Raw genomic sequence first — 17,989 nt, forward strand, 5'->3', positions numbered from 1 at the left:
GATGGGCGGCAACGAGATCCGCGATGGAGTAACGCTCACCAACCTTGACGAACCGCTATTCGAGGGCGCGAACGCGACGAAGCGCGATCTGGTGGACTACGTCGACGCGGTTTCCGATCGACTGATCGCGGTTCTGTTCGATCGACCGCTCTCCGTGATCCGAGTTGTCCGCGGCGGGCCACCGTTCATGCAGAAGAACGTTCCCAAGTACAAACCTGAGTGGGTGCGCACCGTGTCGCTGTGGGCGGAAACCTCCAAACGCGACGTCTCCTACGCGCTGTGCAACGATCGTCGCACGCTTCTGTGGTTCGCGAATCAACGCGCGGTCGAGTACCACCCGACACTGGTTCGCGCCGACGGCTGGGACCACGTCACGCACATCGTCTTGGATCTCGACCCACCCGATGCCGGCTCGTTCCCGGCGGCGGTCCGGGCGGCGCACCTCGTCCGTCAGGCGTTGTCGGATGCCGGCCTGACGGGTGCGCTCAAGACAAGCGGCGCGAAGGGGTTGCACGTGTTCGTACCGATCGACACGGATGCCACGATCGAAGACGCAGCCGCGGCGACCCGTGCCCTCGCTGCACGCGCTGAGCGGCTCGACCCCTCACTGGCGACGACTGCGTTCGTCCGGGAAGACCGCGAGGGCAAGGTGTTCATCGATTCGACCCGAGCCGGCGGAGCCACGGTCGTGTCGGCGTACAGCCCGCGAGTCCGGCCGGGCGCGCCGGTTTCGTTCCCGGTGGGCTGGGATCAGCTCGATCGGGTCACACCCGCGGAATTCACCGTTCATAGCGTCGTCCCGTTGATCGGTGAGCGTGATCCATGGGCCGAGCAGATGCAGAAACCGCAGCGACTGGACCCCGATCTGGTCGCGGAGGGACGTGAGATCCCCATCGCGCGCGTGCAGGCGATGCACGAGGGCAGGCGACGAGCCCGCCGCTCCTCGAAATCGTCCACGTAATTCCTTCTGAAAGCTGCTGCGATCGCAGCCTTGTTGAGCACCACCACCTCGATTACGGTGCCGCCAGGATGATGTATCGCGTCGAGGTGGTCCTCAGCGCGAACGTGGACGACGACACACTGCATGAGATTCTGATACGAGCGAACACCTACGCGATCGTCGAGCACGTCGAGGCGACGCGCACCGATCGCCGGGACTGCCTCGTCGTGGCACGCGTCGATGCTCCGGGTCCGGTCGCGGCACTCGGCTCAGTGCTAACCGTGCTCGCCCAGACCTCGGAACATCTGGGGTTGGGGGAGGAAGGCTCGCTTCGTCGGGTCGCCGTCGAGCGCGAGGAGCCGTCCGGCTCGCCGTGACCATCGGGGCATACCCTGCGGGCCGACGAGGGCACGCGCGCTAGGCCCCGTCCTGGTGCGCCACCCTAGCTGGGGGCGTCGATATCATTACCGACTCAGGCGGTTTGCAGATCCACGCGTCGCACGGCTGACAAGCAGTCGCTCCGGCGACCACGGTTGTCGGTACCAGCCAGCTGGCGAGGGAATGATGGACTCGATCGACAGATCTTCTTCGGAGGAACGGCCGTCGGCGCTGCTCAGCCTTCGTCGGCTGCGGCTGCGGTTTCGCGAGCCGTCCCTCGAGGCGGCGTTCCGCGCCGATCAGTACCGGCACAATCTCGGCAACATCCGGTTCGCGTTCGTGGCGGGTATCGGGCTCTGGGTATCGTGGGGGTTCCTTCTGCGCCCCCACATGCTCGCCCTCTCCGACCAGAGGCTCGATGCAGCGATCCGGTTCGGCGTGTTCATCCCCATGTTGATCATCGCTTTCGGGCTCACGTTCACGCGGTTCTTCGAGCGCGAATGGGAGTGGGTATCGGTCGTCATCGCCATAGCGACCCTCCTGACGTGGGTCTTCTACATCTCGCAGGTGCTGACGTTGCCTGCGGAGTATGGCTATGTGGGTGTCATCCTGATCACCGCGTTCACCTACACGCTGCTGCGGCTGCGGTTCATCTTCGTCGTCCTGATCACGGTGGTCGGTATCGCGACATACCTGCCGTACGCGTTCACGGCTCGGTACGTCGTCGACGTGAGCCGAGTGCTGGCGACGCTCTACCTGGTCTCGTTTGGCGCCCTCGGTGGTCTGGCCGCGTATCGGATGGAACGTTTCACGCGCCAGCTATTCCTGCGGGAGCGCCAGCTCGACGAGGAACGGCTACGGTCCGACCGCCTGTTGCTGAACATCCTGCCGCAGGCCATCGTCGACCAGCTCAAGACCTCCTCGGGCGGACGCATCGCGCAGGCCTTCGATGAGGTCAGCGTGGTCTTCGCCGACGCGGTCGGCTCCACCGATCAGGCGGCGCGGTGCAGCCCCGAGGCGTTTGCCGATTCGCTCGACGCGCTCTTCCGGCGGTTCGACGAGATCGCCGACCGACACGGCCTCGAGAAGATCAAGACCATCGGAGACGCATACATGGCTGTCGCAGGTGCACCGGTTCCGGTCGCGGACCATGCTGAAGCCGCGGTTGCAATGGCCCTCGACATGCTTGCCGAAGCGAGAGACATCCGGTGGCCGTCGGGGGATCCGATCATCGTGCGGGGCGGCGTAGCCAGCGGGCCGGCCGTCGCCGGAGTGATCGGGCATAAGAAGTTCGCGTACGACCTGTGGGGAGATACCGTGAACCTCGCGAGCAGGCTGGAGGAGCATGGAGAGCCCGGTCGCGTCCTGGTCTCGGAGTCGACGGCTGTGCGACTGGCCGATCGGTACGACTTCGCGCCCACTCAGATTCTGGATGTCGAGGGCAAGGGCCCCACGCCCATCCGCGTCCTGCTGGGCCGCCGCGCGGATGCCCCAATCACAGTGCCGTCCTTGGCTCATCCGGATTGACGCACATGAGAAGGGCAGTCCGGGTGGCGGCCGTCATGCCGATGTGCGTCGCGCTGGTCAGCTGCAGCGCGTTTAGTTCGGTACGGGAGGTGCCAGTCGGAGAGAGCGGCTCGATCGTTGTCGGCGTCTCCGGCGCCTTCCCGGAGAACCAGATCGTGGCGGAATTGTATGCACAGGTCCTGGAACGCGCCGGCTACACCGTCGAGCGGCAGCTCGATCTGCGGTCCCGAGAGGTATCGCAGAACGCTTTGGAGTCGGGCCGGATCGATCTGAAACCGGAGTATCTCTCGTCCCTCCTCCTTTCCATGGACCGGAACGCGCGGGCCTCGGACGATCCGGCCTACGTCGCCGGCCAGCTGAGGGCCCTACTCCGACCCAGGGGGATCGCCATCCTCAAGCCATCGCCCGCGGAGGACACCAACCAGTTCGTGGCGAACGCGAAGACGGCGCAGCGTTTCGACTTGACCACGATGAGCTCCCTGACACCCGTGGCGGGGGAATTGACCCTCGGGGCGCCACCCGAATGCGTTCAGCGAGCGTTCTGCCTGCCCGGGCTCTACCGAACCTACGGCATCATCTTCAACGATTTCCTTCCGCTGGACGTCGGAGGCCCGCAGACCGTCGCTGCGCTTCTGAACGACGAGGTGCAGATCGGCCTGCTGTTCTCCACGGATCCACGCATCCGTGAGCACGGGTTCGTTCCACTCGCCGACGACAGGTCCCTCCAGAATGCGGAGAACATCACGCCCGTTATCCGGTCGGAGGAGCTCAACGACGAGGTCCGCGAGGTGCTCAACTCCGTCAGCGCCGAGCTCTCGAGCTACACGGTGACAGAACTCGTGCGGCAGGTCGTTATCGACGGTGAGGACGTGTCGACCGTGGCCCGACGATTCCTCACCTCGAACGATCTGTCGTAAAGCGACTTGAGCTCGCGCCGACGGCCGTCTTCCGTTCGCGCTCAAGACACCGGTCCTTCGGTCACGACTGCTCCGGTCACGAGGCGAACTATGGTGAGCTCGTCGTCGTGCTAGGGAGTCGATATGGCCGGAGGCAGAGTTCGCCTACCACCACGGTGGTTCGTCGTCAGCGCCTGGTACGTGCACCGTCTTATCGTCCGGGTGAGCGGTCGGCGAAGAGGACTGTGGCCACCTCGCTCGACTAAGTGGGGAGCCCTGAGGCTCACCACACGAGGTCGACGCACCGGCGAGCCGCGAAACGTGATCCTCGGCTACTTCGAGGATGGGCCCAACCTGGTCGCGATGGCCATGAACGGTTGGGGTGCAGCCGAACCTGCTTGGTGGCTGAATCTCCAGACCCACCCCGACGCGACCGTCGAGTTGGCCGGTGGTATCCGCCGCCAGGTGCTCGGGAGGGCCGCGGCAGGCGAGGAACGTGAACGGCTTTGGCAGCGTTTTCGCGAGCTAGACCCGAACCTCGACGCCTACGCTGCGCGACGCCCGCGACAGACTGCCGTGGTCGTCTTCGAGCCACGCGGCGACTGAATAAGTCAGTGCTCGTCCATCGAGGGATTGCGCTTCAAATAGCTTGACCTCGATCGTGACGGTTTGGGCCATCGCGATCAGTCCCTCTTACTCGGCTCGTCGGGACGATCCGGTGGCGTCGACGATCCTTTCTGCCTTAGACGCTCCCGGATCGCCAGCTGCGCCTCGTTCACGGTGGCCGAGACAGCGTCGCCAATCGCGCCGACGGCGTCGCGAAGGTCCCGCTTCGCCTGCTCGTCGCGGAGCGTGTCGCCGAGCGCGGTGAACGCCCGGTTCAACTGGTCGCCGAGTTCGCGCGCCGCCTCCTCGAGTTTCCGCTCCGTCTCCTGCGGCGTCTCGGTCGCACCCGCTTCCTTGTACTGGTCGGCCAGCCGCCGTCCCCACGACGAGAACCGTTCGCCAACATTGGTCCAAGCGTCCCTCGCGGAATCTGCCATCGGCCCCACCTCCCGGTGCAGCCTACGTCGTCGAAGTCGGAGCGCTTCCACACCCGCTCGACGCCGCTCCGGAGGGGCCCCGGTGAGCACGGGCCCCACTCCGCCCGCCGCTACCTGTGCCCGGTCAAGGGGGTTGCGCTTCGTGCCGACACCCAACAGACCGGGTGGCGCCATGCTGCCCGGGTGTCAGGAGCGGCATGGTGGAACGGATCACGATCATCCTCGGTTTCTGTTCCACCGGAGTCTTTCTCGCCCTTGCCGCGATAGGTGTGCGGCGGGTACTCCGCGGGAGCGCGGCCGATCGGTGGCTCGCCGGCTGCTTTGCCTCGCTCGCCGCGGTCCTGCTCGCGACGTTGGTGCTCCCCGAGAAGGCCCCCGATTGGGTGGGGAAGGTCACGATCTGCGTGATCCTCCTATTCCCGTACCTGCTCTATCGGTTCACCTCGTCTTTCCATGCATCGAACCGCCGGCTCGACGCCGTCGCGCTCGCGGGGTTCGCGGTCGTGGCGGTGGTGTCTCTGTTCCTGCCTTCGGTGACCGAAACGGGGGGCCAAGGCCGCCCCGCGTGGCTCCTGGCCTATCTGGTGCTGTTCCTCGTGTATTGGTGTGGGCTGTCGACGATCGTGGTTGCGCGCTTGTCGCGATCGGGGCAGGGGCATCCCACCCTCACGCGTCGGCGGATGCGCCTGATGAGCATCGCCGCGGCGGGGCTCACCGTGGGCGTCTTGATCGCGAGCGCCGCGCCACAGGGGTCAGCGACATTCGAGCTGGTCCTGCAGTTGTTCGTGCTTGCGTCTGGGATTGCATTCCTGCTGGGCTTCAGCCCGCCTCGGACCCTGCGCCTCGCGTGGCGAACCCCGGAGCAGGAGGCCGCCCGCGCCGCCGTCAGCGAGCTCTTGCGCGCCGAGACAGCCACGGACGTCGCCCGGGTGCTGCTGCCGCACGTCGCCGCCATCGCCGGCGCCTCGGGCGCCGCCTTCGTCGATCCGGACGGACGAGTCATCGACTCGCACGACGCAACACCCCAGATGTTGGCCGCGATCGCCTCAACGGGTGCGTCCGACGACGGACACCATTACGAGCGGATCCCCGTGAGCGGGCACGGGTCGCTCGTGGTGTGGACCACGCCGTACACGCCGTTCTTCGGCAAGGAGGATCTCGACCTCGTTCGCGAGCACGGAGCCGTCGCCGCCCTCGCGCTCGAGCGCGCCGACCTGCTCGAGAGCGAGCGCGACTCGGCGGCCGCGGCCGAGCTCGCCCGTGAAGTCGCCGAACGAGCGAACCAGGCCAAGAACGAGTTCATGTCCAGCATGAGCCACGAACTCCGGACGCCGATGAACGCCATCCTGGGTTTCGGCCAGCTGCTGCAGGTGGCGCCGCTCTCGGAGGAAGATCGCGACAGCGTCGAGCACATCGTCAAAGCCGGTCGCCATCTCCTCGAACTGATCAACGAGATCCTCGACCTTTCAAGGATCGAGGCGGGCCGCCTGACGCTCTCCCCGGAGGCCGTAGAGGTGGGAGAGCTGCTGCACGAGACCGTGGATCTGATGCGCCCGACGGCCGCCAACCGGGCCATCGCGATCGAGATAGACACAATCCCCGACGGAGTCCACGTCTACGCCGACCGACAACGCCTGAAGCAGGTGCTGCTCAACCTGCTCTCCAACGCGGTCAAGTACAACCGGGACGCAGGCCGCATCGACGTGCGGACCACTCCCATCGAGCCGGACCGCCTACGGCTGGTCGTCGTCGACACCGGACCGGGCATCGCGGCGGCTCGGATGGACGGATTGTTCGAGCCGTTCGAGCGCCTCGGCGCCGAGGGAACGTCGATCGAGGGCACCGGTCTCGGCCTTGCTCTCGTCAAGCGCCTCACGGAGGCGATGGGCGGCACGATCGGCGTCGAAAGCGATCCTGGTCGTGGGTCGACGTTCTGGGTTGAGCTCGGCGTGGCCGAGTCGCCCGTCGCCGCGTTCGAGCGACTCAACGGGCAGGACGACCAAGCGGCTGACGAAGCTCCGAAGCACACCCTGCTGCTGATCGAGGACAACCTGTCAAACCTGGCGCTCATCGAACGCATCCTCCAGGCAAGGCCCGGCGTCGCTCTGCTCTCGGCCATGCAGGGCGGGCTCGGTCTCGAACTGGCGCGGCAGCATCTTCCCGAGCTGATCCTGCTCGACCTCCACCTGCCCGACATCACTGGGAGCGAGGTCCTGCATCGGCTGCGGGCAGATCCAGCCACTCGCGAAACGCCCGTCGTCATCGTCAGCGCAGATGCGACCCGCGGACGGATCAAGCGCCTCCAGGAGGAGGGCGCGAACGCCTATCTGACCAAACCGCTCGACGTCGTCCAGCTGCTCACGCTGATCGACGACGCATTGATGAACGGACACGCGATGAGGGCCGATGCGGGCACTTGATCAAAAGCTCGGTTCGAGCTCGGATGGAGAGGTCCGCACCGCCGTCGACTTTGCGTCGCCCGGGAGCGACGACGCATCGTTCGGTTCATTGGCCGATTCGAGGATCCTGATCGTGGACGACGAGCCGGGCAATGTGCAGCTCCTCAAGCGGATCCTGGTTCGCGAGGGCTACCGCCGCGTGACCGGGCTGTCGAATCCGCGCGAGGCGATGGCCGTGATCGACGAAGGTCGACTCGACCTGGTTCTCCTCGACCTCCATATGCCCGTCCTGGACGGGTACCAGATCCTGGAATCGATCACGACCTCGCTCGATCCCGCGCGTCGCGCACTGCCAGTCATCGTGCTGACGGCCGACGCGACGCCGGAGGCACGCCGCCGAGCGCTCACGTCCGGCGCCGCGGACTTCATCACCAAGCCGTTCGACGTGGTCGAGGTCGCCCTTCGGATCCGAAACACGCTGGAACGGCAACAACTCCACTCCGAGGTGCGCCGGCACAACGAGCTCCTGGAAGACCGCGTCCGGGCCCGCACCATGGACCTCGAACGCGCCCAACTGGAGACCTTCGAGCGCCTTGCCTTGGCGGCCGAGTACCGCGACGACGACACCGGCAAACACACGCGTCGAGTCGGGGGCGTCGCCAGGGCGATCGCGGAACAGCTGGGAATGGCCGCCAACGATCTCGACCTGCTCGAGCGGGCCGCCGGGCTCCACGACGTCGGGAAGATCGGCGTCCCCGACGGGATCCTGCTGAAGCCGGATCGCCTCACGCCGGAGGAGTTCGAGGTCGTCAAGACCCACACGGTGATCGGGGCGCGGATCCTGTCGGGAAGTCATTCCCCGCTTCTCCAGCTAGGAGAGATCATCGCGGGCTCGCACCACGAGCGGTGGGACGGGCGCGGGTATCACGGGCTTGCCGGTGAAGACATCCCACTTCATGCGCGCATCACCACGCTCGCTGATGCGCTCGACGCGATGACCACCGATCGTCCTTACCGAGCCGCGCGATCCAGAGAAGAAGCGATTGAAGAGATCCGACGGGAGCGCGGGGGCCAGTTCGATCCCAACGTGGTGGATGTCTTCCTGGACCTCGGGATCGATTCCCTGCGACATGCCTCCAGCGTGGTAGACGGCCAGGTGTAGTTCCACAACACGCTCTTCACGACGCTCATCGTTTGCTGACGGCCGTGACTGGTGCGCAGGTTCTGTGTGAGGAGTTGGAACACGTCACTCAATCGAACGGCCGTTGACCCCTGTGTCATCCTCCGTGGGTGAGGCGAAGGAGCCGGTCCCGGTCCCTCGTCGCCGTCAAGACGGTATTCGCCAACTTCGAGCTTCGGCGGGTGGAGCTCGCGTACCTGCTGTTCTACATCGCGAGGTGGGGGATGCGGGTCGCCATCCTCGTCTTCGCCTACCAACGCGGTGGGGTGGAGGAGGCCAGCCTCGTCGCGGTGATCATCGAGGTGCCGGCCGCGATCGTCGCTCCGATGGCGTCAGTGATCGGCGACGAGATCCGGCGGGATCGGGCGCTGCTCGCTGGGTACGTGGCGCAGGCCGCGGCCCTGGCGGGAACCGCCGGAGCGATCTATGCGGATGCTCCCAGCACCGTCGTTTACGGACTGACCGCGGTCGCGGCGGGATGCATGACGCTGACGCGTCCCGTGCAGTCGGCGCTCTTCCCGATGCTCGCGAACTCACCCGACCAGTTGGTCGCTGCGAACGTGGTCGCTGGGTCGATCTCCGCTGCGATGGCGTTCGTCGGTCCGGTCACGTCGGGCGTCCTGCTCGGCCTCGGCGGCGCGGAGCTCGCGCTGGCCGTGTACGGCGGACTGCTCTTGATCTCGGCGCCGCTCGTCGTCCGTCTCCAGCCGCATCCACCGCAGGCGCGGATCGGTGGTCACCCCCTCCACGAGGCGGCAGCCGGCTTCCGCGCCGTCGCTCGCGACCCGGACCAGCGACTGGTGGTCGGCCTCCTCCTCGGTCAGTCCTTCGTCCGAGGGTCGGTGGACGTGTTGGTGGTCGTCATCGCGCTGGAGCTCTTCGGGCTGCCATCCTCGGCTGTCGGCTTCCTCGCGTCGGCCCTGGGGGCGGGAGGACTCCTGGGGGCGGTGTGGGGGTTGCGGCTGGTGGGCAGGCCTTACCTGGCCGCCGCGATCGCTCTCGGTCTGCTCGTGTACGGGTTCGGGATATCGGCCGTCTCGCTGGCCGTGGTGGTCGCGATGGCCTTCGCGACCCTCGTCGGCGCCGGCTCCGGGCATGCCCTGGCCGACATGGCCGGACGGACCCTTCTACAGCGCATCGTGCCCGACCCGATCCTGGCCCGAGTGTTCGGCGTGCTCGAGGGACTGCATCAGGCGGGCGTCGCCGGCGGGTCCGCAGTGGCGCCGCTCCTCGTGTACGTCTTCGGGATCCGCGGAGGGATCCTCGTCGCCGGCCTCTTGTTGCCCACGGCGATCCTGATACTTCGCGGCCGGATCCGAAGCCTGGACGATCGCGCGATGCCGATCCCCGAGCGCGAGCTGGAGATCCTACGGTCGGTGGACATGTTCGCCTCACTACCTGCTCCCGAACTGGAGGGGCTCGCCGCGCGTCTTGCGGTGGTCAAGGCGGCGCCGGGTACCGCGATCGTGACCGAGGGGGAGACGGGCCATCACCTCTACGTGATCGAGGACGGCGAGGTAGAGGTCGTCCGGGACGGTCAACCCATGGCCATGCTCGGACCCGGCGACTACTTCGGGGAGATCGCGCTCCTTCGACACGTCCCGCGGACGGCGACCGTAGTGGCCAAGTCTCACTCGACGCTTCTCTCACTCGAACGCGAGGCCTTCCTCGAGGAGGTGACCGGTCATCCCGTCGTTCGCAAGACGGTGGACCTCACTGTGCAGGAGCGCATGCGGAACGAGTAGATCGTCAGTCCCAGTGCACGACGATCCACCCCCTCGAGCGGTAGGGACTCCACCTCCGCGACCACCGCGTTGCGTGCGGTCTTCAGGGGTCATCGTCACGGCTGCACGCTCAACTGGCCACAACTCCTACTCTTCAGAACGCTTAGCGGAAGCGCTTCACCCTAGCTGGTGGCGTTGTTACCGCACACCATCGTGGTAGGAGGTCACCTGGACTCGGTTGCCGCGGGCCCAGGGGTCAACGACAACGGGAGCGGCTCAGCGACGATCCTCGAGCTCGCCGAGGTCTACGCAGCCCAGGACCGGGAACCGCAGAACAAACTTCGCTTCATGTGCTACGGCGCGGAGGAGAACGGGCTCTTGGGCTCCGAGTTCTATGTCGGCAGCCTCTCCGAGGCGGAGCTCGACGATATCGAGCTGATGCTGAACTTCGACATGCTCGGCTCACCGAACTACGTCAGGTTCGTCTACGACGGGAACAACTCCACGTTCCCTGCCGGCGTCGATGGGGTGCAGCCCGGTCCTCCCGGATCGGGCGCGATCGAGCAGATTTTCCTGGACTACTTCGGGGCGGTGTTCGGCACCGCGTCGTTCATTGGCAGCGATCCGACGCCGTTCAACGGGCGTTCGGACTACGGCCCGTTCATCCTCGAAGGGATTCCGGCGGGTGGGCTGTTCTCAGGCGCCGAGGGATCCAAGACCGCTCAGCAGGTGACCGACTACGGTGGGCTGCTGGACGTCGCCTACGACCCCTGCTACCACCAGGCCTGCGACACGTTCGCGGGTACGGCGGGCGGCACCGCTCCCGGACTCGCCTTGCGGTCGCTCGACGAGCTGTCCGACGGCGTGGCGCACACCTTCCTGCTGCTGTCGAGACAGGACTTCGTTCGCAATCCGCTTGAGGACCCGGAGGTGGACGTCAGCGCGGCTGGCCTGAGCCGCGGTGGGTTCGCGCGAGTGGAGCTTCCAGCCGCATAGAGCGCAAGGGTCTCGGTGAGGGGGTGGCCCCGTTGGTCACCCCTCGCCGGGATCACGATTGATTCACGAGCTCGCCACGGCCGCACGGCGTGCTTCCGCGCCTTGCTCCCGAGTGATCACCGGCAGACACTTCAGGCCATGGAGGCGCCGGAGGTCCGGTTCGCGAGGAGCGGCGATGTCAGCATCGCATTCTCCGTTTTGGGTGATGGCCCGTTCGATCTCGTGTTCGTGAGCGGATGGGTGCTCTCGGCGTTGGGATCGGCGTGGGAGGGCCCGGCCGCCGATACCTTGAGCAGGCTCGCTTCTTTCTCTCGGCTGATCTTGTTCGACAAGCGGGGAACCGGCCTTTCCGATCGGGCGACGGGGATCCCGGATCTCGAGACGCGGATGGACGACATCCGGGCCGTGATGGACGCGGTGGGATCCAAGCGAGCGGCCATCATGGGGGTCTCCGAGGGCGGGCCGATGACCATCCTGTTCGCAGCCACGTATCCGGAGCGCACCGCGGCCGCCATCCTGTACGGCGCCGGAGCGTCGAATATGCGGGCCGAAGACTACCCCTGGGCGTTCACCGGGGACGAATGGGCGGACATCATCCGGCGAGAGGCTCCGCGATTGGGGACCGAGGGGTGGCTGGATGAGAGGCTCGAGCTCTTCTCGCCGAGTCTCGCTCGAGATGAACAGGCGAAGCGATGGTGGCGGAAGTGGGTGCTCACAAGCGCCAGTCCCGGCGCCGTCGCGGCCCTTCGTCAGATGAACCGGGAGATCGACGTGAGGCACGCCCTCCCCGCGATCCGCGTCCCGACGCTCGTGATCCATCCCGTGGGGGACGAGGTGAACCGAATCGAAGAGGGTCGGTACATCGCGGAGCGAATCGCGGGAGCGGAGCTAGTCGAACTTCCGGGCGAGGATCACGGGTGGTGGGTTCATCCGGAGGAGATCGGGCGTGAGACCGAGCGATTCCTGCGAGGCATCTGGGACCGCAATGAGTGGGAGCTCGTCGAATCCGAACGCGTGCTGGCTACCGTGCTCTTCACCGACATCGTCGGCTCGACGTACAAGCTGGCCGAGCTGGGGGACCGTCGGTGGGGAGAGCTCCTTCAACAGCACCATGCGGTCGTGCGGCGGCAGCTGACTCGCTTCTCCGGTCGCGAGATCGACACCGCGGGCGACGGTTTCTTCGCCAGCTTCGACGGGCCGGCGCGGGCGATCCGATGTGCGTGTGCGATCGGCAAGGCGGTGAGCGACCTGGGGCTGGACGTGCGGGCGGGGCTTCATACGGGCGAGTGCGAGATCGTGGATGGCAAGGTGGGAGGGATCGCCGTGCACATCGGCGCGCGGGTGGCGGCGGAGGCGGCACCAGGAGAGGTGCTGGTCTCGAGCACCGTCAAGGACCTCGTCGCCGGATCCGGTATCGGATTCGATGAACGCGGCGTCGCGGATCTGAAGGGCGTCCCCGGCGAGTGGCACCTGTATGCGGTTGATCGGCGCACCGCCAACGGCTGACCGGCTCTCGGTCGCGGCGCCGCACCTATCAAATCGTGGGGCCAACGGTGCTCTAGCTGTTGTCTGGCGAGATGCTCTGATTGAGGCGGAAGAAGTTGGAATTGGGATCGGAGGAGTGATCCGGCAGCCGAGCTCCGCCATGACGATTTCTCTCCGTGCCCACCGGTTTGTGCCCCCGGGAGGAATCGAACCTCCGCACGCGGTTTAGGAAACCGCTGCTCTATCCACTGAGCTACGAGGGCAAGCGACAGCTTCGCGTACAAGCATAGTTTGCCGGCTGCGACCGTCAGGGGACTCAGCAAGCTTCGTCGCCCCAGCAACGGAATCCGGCCACACCGGCTCGTTCCTTCACTAGACTCGGCGGTTCCCGAGGCCGGGAGAGCGATTGGATTGAAGGTCGTCGAGCACCTCGCCAACGCCACACGGCCGCTCGTCAGCGTCGAGATCATCCCGCCGCGTCGCGGCGGCGACGTCCGGCGCATCTACGACGCCGTGCGTTCGATCATGCCGTTCGACCCACCGTTCATCGACATCACGAGCCACGCAGGCGAGGCCGTGTGGGACGAGCTTCCCGACGGAACATGGCGTCGGCGCGTGACGCGGAAAGCACCAGGCACGTTCGGGCTGTGCGCGGCCATCAAGCATCGCTTCGACGTCGATCCCGTGCCGCACGTCCTGTGCAACGGGTTCACGCGCGAGGAGACCGAGGACGCGCTGATCGAGCTGAACTACCTGGGCATCGAGAACGTGCTCGTGATCCGGGGCGACGCCGGCCCGCGCCCGGCGTCCGAAGGACGAACCGTGAACGAGACCGGCCTCGATCTGGTCCGGCAGGTCGCGGCGATGAACCGCGGCGTGTACCTCGAGGAGCTCGTGGAGTCGACGCCGACCGACTTCTGCATCGGTGTAGCCGCGTACCCCGAGAAGCACGTCGAGGCGCCGAACTTCGACCGCGACATCGCCATGTTGCTCGAGAAGCAACGCTCCGGCGCTCACTACGCCGTGACGCAGATCTTCTACGACAACGAGCTCTATTTCCGGTTCGTCAAGGCCTGTCGTGACCAGGGCGTCACGATCCCCATCGTTCCGGGGCTCAAGATCCTCACGCGGCGGGAGCAGCTGAACATCGTGCCGAAGCACTTCGGCGCGACGATCCCGCAGCTTCTCGTGGAGCGGATCGAGGCGAGCCCGCCGGAGCTGGTTGTCGAAGCGGGGATCGGCTGGGCGCTCGAGCAGACGACGGAGCTGTTCGATCGCGGTGCGCCGTCGGTGCACTTCTACGTCATGCAGAACACACGGCCGTTCGTGGCGATGATGGAGCGATTGCAGCGCGAGGCGTAGCGTCTCGTCGTATCAGGAGGCGCGGCGGTCTCGGTCCGTTCGCGCTTCGTTTCCGTCTTCCCGAGGCAAGGGGTCGTCGACTGGCGCCGGAGGGCCGAGCGCCGACATTCCGGCCCAGAATCCACCGAGCGCGCCGAAGATGACCCCGGCGACGATGGCTCCCCACATGCCGGGCGCTCCGACCTTGAAGATGATCGAGCCGAGCGCGAACCCCACCGCTCCTCCGATCAACACTCCAACGACGAGGCCAATCCCCACACGTGTTCCGGTGCGAGGACCAACGCGATCGGACCGATGTGGATCCGTAGACATGCCTATGGGAGTACCCAGCGGTGCGTTGAGCCAACCCGAGGGTTTTCCCGTGCGCCGCGGCGGGGTACGGCGTCTGTGCGAGCGGCCCGGCACAGGGCCGAGTGAGCACGAAGGGGAGGCTCCGTGGTCGATTTCGGTTTCACGCTCTCCGCCGAAGAACAGCAGCCCAGCGAGCTCGTTCGGCTCGCTGGTGAAGCCGAGCGCGCGGGGTTCTCGTTCGCTACGATCTCGGACCACTTCCACCCGTGGACGTCGACGCAGGGAAACTCTCCATTCGTGTGGTCGGTTCTCGGCGGGATCGCGTCGGCGACCAAGCGGATCCGCGTCGGCACGGCCGTCACGTGTCCGCTGATCAGGATGCACCCCGCGATCGTTGCGCATGCCGCAGCGACGGTGGCGGCGATGATGCCGGGCCGGTTCTTCCTCGGGCTTGGAACGGGCGAGAACCTGAACGAGCACGTTACGGGAGCTCGCTGGCCCTCCGCGAGCGAGCGTCGCGACATGCTCGAGGAGGCCGTTGAGGTGATCCGCGAGCTGTGGGGCGGCGACCTGGTCGACCACCGCAGTCGGTGGTACCGGGTCGTCGATGCGCAGCTGTTCACGAAGCCCGAGCAACCGCCGCCGATCTACGTCGCCGCGGGTGGGCCGAAGGCCGCCGAGTTCGCCGCTCGTCACGCGGATGGACTCATTGCCACGTCCCCCGACCGCGAGCTGCTAGACGCGTTCGAGAATTCAGGCGGGCAGGGCAAGCCGCGATACGCGCAGATCACGGTGTGCTTCGACCGCGACGAACGGCAGGCAGTGGAGACGGCGATGAAGTGGTGGCCGACGGCCGCCCTCGAGGGCGAGCTCATGCAGGAGCTCCCGTTGCCGCGTCACTTCGAGCAGGCGGCGTCGATCGTGGCGGAAGACCAGCTGACGCAGGCGATCGTGTGCGGACCAGATCCAGAACGCCACGTGGAGAAGCTTGGCCAGTACGTCGATGCAGGGTTCGACCACGTGTTCATCCATCAGGTTGGACCCGATCAGTCGAGCGGGCTCGCCTTCTACGCTCGGGAGATCCTGCCGCGCTTCGACGAGACGCCGTCGCGGAAGGCCGGATAGTTCGCGCGTTTGCGCGCATTGGGCGGGGGTACTCCTGCTGCTACGGCGGTTTCGTCCGGGTTGTGCGATTAGGGCCGGGGGACGTCGCTCGTTGCCCGTTCGAGAGGTGTCAGTCGCTGGGAAGGTCGTCCGGGGAAGAGACGATGTCGAACACGCGATCCAACCCAGTGAGCGCGAAGACCTTCATCGGTGAGCCCGATACACCGACGAGAACGAGGCGTCCGTCCCGTTCGCGGACGCGTTTCAGGCATGTCACGAGCGTGCCGAGGCTGCTGGAATCCATGAACCCGACGCCCGAGAGATCGAGGGCAATGCGAACAGGAGGATCGTCGACGAGCGCGAGGACATGTTCGCGGAGCTGGGGTGACGTGTGGAGGTCGAGCTCGCCGTTCACACGGATCACGGTCCAGTCGCCCGCGGTCCGGTTCTCGAGCTGTAGGTCCATACGTCCCTCCGTTGTCGCCGTTCAGCCCGCGCCGCAACGCTATCCGCATGCGCCGTGGGAGCTGGAGGGGCAAGTATAGGTGGTCAGGTCCCTCACCTCGGTGGGCTCTGAGTCCGTTCGGCTGTCCGTGCCGGCACGCGCCGAGTTCGTCCATGTCCTTCGTTCGGTGACGGCGGCCGTGGCGAGCCGTGTCCCGTTGTCCCTCGACGACGTCGACGATCTGCGGCTCGCCGTCGACGAGGCATGCGCGCGCCTAGTCTCGCTCCCGTCCGACCCGACGTCGTTCCGGCTGGACCTCCGAAGCCTTCCCGACCGATTCGAGGTCGTCGTCGCCGTCGACGCCGCGACGCCAGCGTGGCCGCCGTCGGGGTTCGAGGACACGCTCGCGTGGCGCGTCCTCGGAGGCCTCGCCGAGAGCGTCCGATTCGAGCTGTGGAACGGTGCGCCCGCGGTCCGGATCGTCAAGCGCTCGATCGTCGGACGCAATGGGCGATGAGCCCATCGCGACCACGCATCCGACACGACGCGCAGGAGCGGGAGCTCTTCGCGCTTCGTCCCGATGCCGCCGCGCGCGAGGAGCTCGTCCGGAGGTTCCTGCCGCTCGCCGAATACCTGGCGCGCCGCTTCTCCGGGCGCGGTGAGTCGCATGACGACCTGTTCCAGGTGGCGAGCCTCGGTCTGCTGAACGCGATCGATCGGTTCGACACCGAGCGCGAGGTGCAGTTCACGACGTACGCGGCGGCGACGATCGTCGGCGAGATCAAACGGCACTTCCGTGACAAGGGATGGGCCATTCGCGTCCCCCGGCGGCTCCAGGAGGTCGGTCTCCGGATGAACTCGGTCCTTCCCGAGTTGTCGCAGGAACTCGGCCGCGCACCCACGGTCGAAGAGCTCGCCGCGAAATCCGAAGCCACGCCCGAAGAGATCCTCGAGGCGATGGAGGCGAGTCAGGCGTACTCGACGAGCTCGCTCGAGGCGCCGGCGGGAGACGATGGTGCCGCTCCGATCGACGTTCTCGGCTCAGAGGACGAATCGATGACGCTCCTCGAGGAGTGGGCGACCGTCGCGCCCGCTGTTCGCCGGCTACCGAAACGGGAACGGACGGTCCTGTATCTCCGGTTCTTCAGAGGTCTCACTCAATCGGAGATCGCGCGCGACGTCGGCGTTTCGCAGATGCACGTCAGCCGTATCCTCGCGCAGACCCTGCGAACCCTCCGCGAGACAGTAGGGCCGGCAGATCTGCCGGCCGCCCTCGAAGACCTCTCGAACGAGGACGACGCGGCGTCGGCCGAAAGGGCCTAACTTCAGGACGCCTCTCGGCGTTTGCGGGCGTCGTTGCGGCGAACGCGTTCGGGCGTACCTCGCGCCGGTCCGCTCTGCGGCGCATCCGTGGTGTTCGGCGACTCCGAAACGTCGTGCAGTGCCTCGCCGACGGCGCGCTTCGACGCGTCCGCCACCGCGATGTCGCCGAGGGCAAGGATCCCGACCAGCTTCCCTTCCTTGACGACGGGGAGCCGGCGGACCTTGTTCTCCGCCATCAGGTCGCGCGCGTCGCTGACGTTCGTGTCCGGCGTCGTGGTGATGACGTTCCTCGTCGCGACGTCGCCAAGCTTCATCTCGCGGGGGTCCTGTTGTTTGGCGATGATTCGGAGGACGAGGTCTCGGTCGGTCACGAGGCCGACGAGTTTCCCATCCTCGTCCGCAAGTGGGATTACGCCCACGTCGTACTGCTCCATCAGACCGGCCGCGTCGGCAATGGTCCGGTCCGGGCTCAGTGTCTTGGGCGCCTCGGTCATGATGTGTCGAACAAGGATCATGGCTCATCCCCCTTCGCTCACGGCGAGCAAGCCCGTGCCTTGTGCCTACCCCGAGCCGCTCGGCCGGAAACGACGCTTCGGACGGTTGTCGCGCCGGGTGCCCGGGAACGATGTCGGCAGCCGAACAGCAGAACAGTAGAGGAGACCGGGACGTGTCGTCGAACGGCGTTGAGCGACTTCGTGAAAAGCGCGGCGATCAGGAGGTGACGTTCGCGGACGTAGCCGACCACCTCGAGGATTTCGTGAACCGCCACCCCGAATCGCAGGAGACGATCGACAAGCTCGCCTCGTTCATCGCCGGGGTCGAGGACGTCGACCATCAACATCGAGAGGAGGGTTCGACACTCGATCGCTAGGCAAGGTCTCCTCGCGGATTCGCTG

The 17,989-nt window shown here is 66.5% G+C and carries 19 protein-coding genes and 1 tRNA gene; 15 read left to right on the forward strand and 5 right to left on the reverse strand.

Going from position 1 to position 17,989, the window contains the following annotated elements; translation table 11 throughout:
* Window position 1 precedes the first annotated feature (1 nt).
* The 5 genes from VFA08_06170 to VFA08_06190 all read left to right on the forward strand — a co-directional run bounded on the left by VFA08_06170 (window position 2) and on the right by VFA08_06190 (window position 4,347).
* Window positions 2-961: an ATP-dependent DNA ligase gene (locus VFA08_06170; GenBank protein ID HYZ13179.1), complete on the forward strand. Its 960-nt coding sequence runs from the start codon at window positions 2-4 to the stop codon at window positions 959-961.
* Between the two features lie 68 nt (window positions 962-1,029).
* Window positions 1,030-1,317: a hypothetical protein gene (locus tag VFA08_06175; protein ID HYZ13180.1), complete on the forward strand. Its 288-nt coding sequence runs from the start codon at window positions 1,030-1,032 to the stop codon at window positions 1,315-1,317.
* 187 nt (window positions 1,318-1,504) lie between these two features.
* Window positions 1,505-2,845 carry an adenylate/guanylate cyclase domain-containing protein gene (locus VFA08_06180; protein ID HYZ13181.1) on the forward strand — a complete coding sequence of 447 codons (1,341 nt, stop codon included), beginning with the start codon at window positions 1,505-1,507 and terminating at the stop codon, window positions 2,843-2,845.
* A gap of 89 nt (window positions 2,846-2,934) precedes the next feature.
* Window positions 2,935-3,762, forward strand: coding sequence for an ABC transporter substrate-binding protein (locus VFA08_06185; GenBank protein HYZ13182.1), 828 nt, complete (start codon window positions 2,935-2,937; stop codon window positions 3,760-3,762).
* Window positions 3,763-3,885: 123 nt separating this feature from the next.
* Entirely contained in the window at window positions 3,886-4,347 is a 462-nt protein-coding gene (locus VFA08_06190) for a nitroreductase family deazaflavin-dependent oxidoreductase (GenBank protein HYZ13183.1), read from the forward strand.
* A 77-nt stretch (window positions 4,348-4,424) separates the two neighbouring features.
* Here the strand turns inward: VFA08_06190 and VFA08_06195 are convergent, their stop codons facing one another.
* Window positions 4,425-4,784, reverse strand: coding sequence for a hypothetical protein (locus tag VFA08_06195; protein HYZ13184.1), 360 nt, complete (start codon window positions 4,782-4,784; stop codon window positions 4,425-4,427).
* 200 nt (window positions 4,785-4,984) lie between these two features.
* Between VFA08_06195 and VFA08_06200 the strand changes: the two genes are divergently transcribed.
* From VFA08_06200 to VFA08_06220, 5 genes are all read left to right on the forward strand, one after another.
* Complete coding sequence (locus VFA08_06200) at window positions 4,985-7,204, forward strand: ATP-binding protein (GenBank protein ID HYZ13185.1); 2,220 nt, start codon at window positions 4,985-4,987, stop codon at window positions 7,202-7,204.
* Window positions 7,191-8,345 carry an HD domain-containing phosphohydrolase gene (locus VFA08_06205; GenBank protein ID HYZ13186.1) on the forward strand — a complete coding sequence of 385 codons (1,155 nt, stop codon included), beginning with the start codon at window positions 7,191-7,193 and terminating at the stop codon, window positions 8,343-8,345. The genes VFA08_06200 and VFA08_06205 overlap by 14 nt, the downstream gene beginning before the upstream one ends.
* Before the next feature lie 128 nt (window positions 8,346-8,473).
* Window positions 8,474-10,108 carry a cyclic nucleotide-binding domain-containing protein gene (locus VFA08_06210; protein ID HYZ13187.1) on the forward strand — a complete coding sequence of 545 codons (1,635 nt, stop codon included), beginning with the start codon at window positions 8,474-8,476 and terminating at the stop codon, window positions 10,106-10,108.
* Between the two features lie 192 nt (window positions 10,109-10,300).
* On the forward strand, window positions 10,301-11,083 hold the full coding sequence (locus tag VFA08_06215) for a M28 family peptidase (GenBank protein ID HYZ13188.1): 783 nt from the start codon (window positions 10,301-10,303) through the stop codon (window positions 11,081-11,083).
* Between the two features lie 138 nt (window positions 11,084-11,221).
* A complete protein-coding gene (locus VFA08_06220; protein ID HYZ13189.1) occupies window positions 11,222-12,589 on the forward strand; it encodes an adenylate/guanylate cyclase domain-containing protein in 1,368 nt (455 codons plus the stop codon).
* Window positions 12,590-12,759: 170 nt separating this feature from the next.
* Here VFA08_06220 and VFA08_06225 read toward each other — a convergent pair.
* Window positions 12,760-12,831 (reverse strand) — tRNA-Arg (locus VFA08_06225).
* Between the two features lie 148 nt (window positions 12,832-12,979).
* Here VFA08_06225 and VFA08_06230 point away from each other — a divergent pair.
* Window positions 12,980-13,930 (forward strand): methylenetetrahydrofolate reductase, encoded by a 951-nt coding sequence (locus VFA08_06230; GenBank protein HYZ13190.1) that lies wholly within the window; start codon window positions 12,980-12,982, stop codon window positions 13,928-13,930.
* A 12-nt stretch (window positions 13,931-13,942) separates the two neighbouring features.
* On the opposite strand, the gene VFA08_06235 is transcribed toward VFA08_06230, so the two are convergent.
* The gene (locus VFA08_06235; protein HYZ13191.1) at window positions 13,943-14,242 is read right to left on the reverse strand and encodes a hypothetical protein; all 300 of its coding nucleotides are present in this window, start codon (window positions 14,240-14,242) and stop codon (window positions 13,943-13,945) included.
* Window positions 14,243-14,365: 123 nt separating this feature from the next.
* Here VFA08_06235 and VFA08_06240 point away from each other — a divergent pair, with 123 nt between their 5' ends.
* Window positions 14,366-15,346 carry a TIGR03557 family F420-dependent LLM class oxidoreductase gene (locus VFA08_06240; protein HYZ13192.1) on the forward strand — a complete coding sequence of 327 codons (981 nt, stop codon included), beginning with the start codon at window positions 14,366-14,368 and terminating at the stop codon, window positions 15,344-15,346.
* A 109-nt stretch (window positions 15,347-15,455) separates the two neighbouring features.
* On the opposite strand, the gene VFA08_06245 is transcribed toward VFA08_06240, so the two are convergent.
* The gene (locus tag VFA08_06245; protein ID HYZ13193.1) at window positions 15,456-15,791 is read right to left on the reverse strand and encodes an STAS domain-containing protein; all 336 of its coding nucleotides are present in this window, start codon (window positions 15,789-15,791) and stop codon (window positions 15,456-15,458) included.
* Window positions 15,792-15,870: 79 nt separating this feature from the next.
* Between VFA08_06245 and VFA08_06250 the strand changes: the two genes are divergently transcribed.
* Window positions 15,871-16,287 (forward strand): ATP-binding protein, encoded by a 417-nt coding sequence (locus VFA08_06250; GenBank protein ID HYZ13194.1) that lies wholly within the window; start codon window positions 15,871-15,873, stop codon window positions 16,285-16,287.
* Window positions 16,284-17,093 (forward strand): SigB/SigF/SigG family RNA polymerase sigma factor, encoded by an 810-nt coding sequence (locus VFA08_06255; protein HYZ13195.1) that lies wholly within the window; start codon window positions 16,284-16,286, stop codon window positions 17,091-17,093. Before VFA08_06250 ends, VFA08_06255 begins: the two co-directional genes overlap by 4 nt.
* 2 nt (window positions 17,094-17,095) lie before the next feature.
* Here VFA08_06255 and VFA08_06260 read toward each other — a convergent pair whose 3' ends face one another.
* Complete coding sequence (locus VFA08_06260; GenBank protein ID HYZ13196.1) at window positions 17,096-17,608, reverse strand: CBS domain-containing protein; 513 nt, start codon at window positions 17,606-17,608, stop codon at window positions 17,096-17,098.
* Window positions 17,609-17,760: 152 nt separating this feature from the next.
* Here VFA08_06260 and VFA08_06265 point away from each other — a divergent pair, with 152 nt between their 5' ends.
* Window positions 17,761-17,964 carry a DUF6104 family protein gene (locus tag VFA08_06265; protein ID HYZ13197.1) on the forward strand — a complete coding sequence of 68 codons (204 nt, stop codon included), beginning with the start codon at window positions 17,761-17,763 and terminating at the stop codon, window positions 17,962-17,964.
* Window positions 17,965-17,989: the final 25 nt, after the last annotated feature.

It is taken from the genome of Actinomycetota bacterium (assembly GCA_035640355.1).
Classification (GTDB): Bacteria; Actinomycetota; UBA4738; order UBA4738; family HRBIN12; genus CALGFI01.

Excerpts from the sequence above, each read along its gene's own strand:
- VFA08_06170 (HYZ13179.1), top strand. The coding sequence starts at position 2 with ATGGGCGGCAACGAGATCCGCGATGGAGTAACGCTCACCAACCTTGAC.
- VFA08_06175 (HYZ13180.1), top strand. The coding sequence starts at position 1,030 with ATGATGTATCGCGTCGAGGTGGTCCTCAGCGCGAACGTGGACGACGAC.
- VFA08_06180 (HYZ13181.1), top strand. The coding sequence starts at position 1,505 with ATGGACTCGATCGACAGATCTTCTTCGGAGGAACGGCCGTCGGCGCTG.
- VFA08_06190 (HYZ13183.1), top strand. The coding sequence starts at position 3,886 with ATGGCCGGAGGCAGAGTTCGCCTACCACCACGGTGGTTCGTCGTCAGC.
- VFA08_06195 (HYZ13184.1), bottom strand. The coding sequence starts at position 4,784 with ATGGCAGATTCCGCGAGGGACGCTTGGACCAATGTTGGCGAACGGTTC.
- VFA08_06205 (HYZ13186.1), top strand. The coding sequence starts at position 7,191 with ATGCGGGCACTTGATCAAAAGCTCGGTTCGAGCTCGGATGGAGAGGTC.
- VFA08_06220 (HYZ13189.1), top strand. The coding sequence starts at position 11,222 with ATGGAGGCGCCGGAGGTCCGGTTCGCGAGGAGCGGCGATGTCAGCATC.
- VFA08_06235 (HYZ13191.1), bottom strand. The coding sequence starts at position 14,242 with ATGTCTACGGATCCACATCGGTCCGATCGCGTTGGTCCTCGCACCGGA.
- VFA08_06245 (HYZ13193.1), bottom strand. The coding sequence starts at position 15,791 with ATGGACCTACAGCTCGAGAACCGGACCGCGGGCGACTGGACCGTGATC.
- VFA08_06255 (HYZ13195.1), top strand. The coding sequence starts at position 16,284 with ATGAGCCCATCGCGACCACGCATCCGACACGACGCGCAGGAGCGGGAG.
- VFA08_06260 (HYZ13196.1), bottom strand. The coding sequence starts at position 17,608 with ATGATCCTTGTTCGACACATCATGACCGAGGCGCCCAAGACACTGAGC.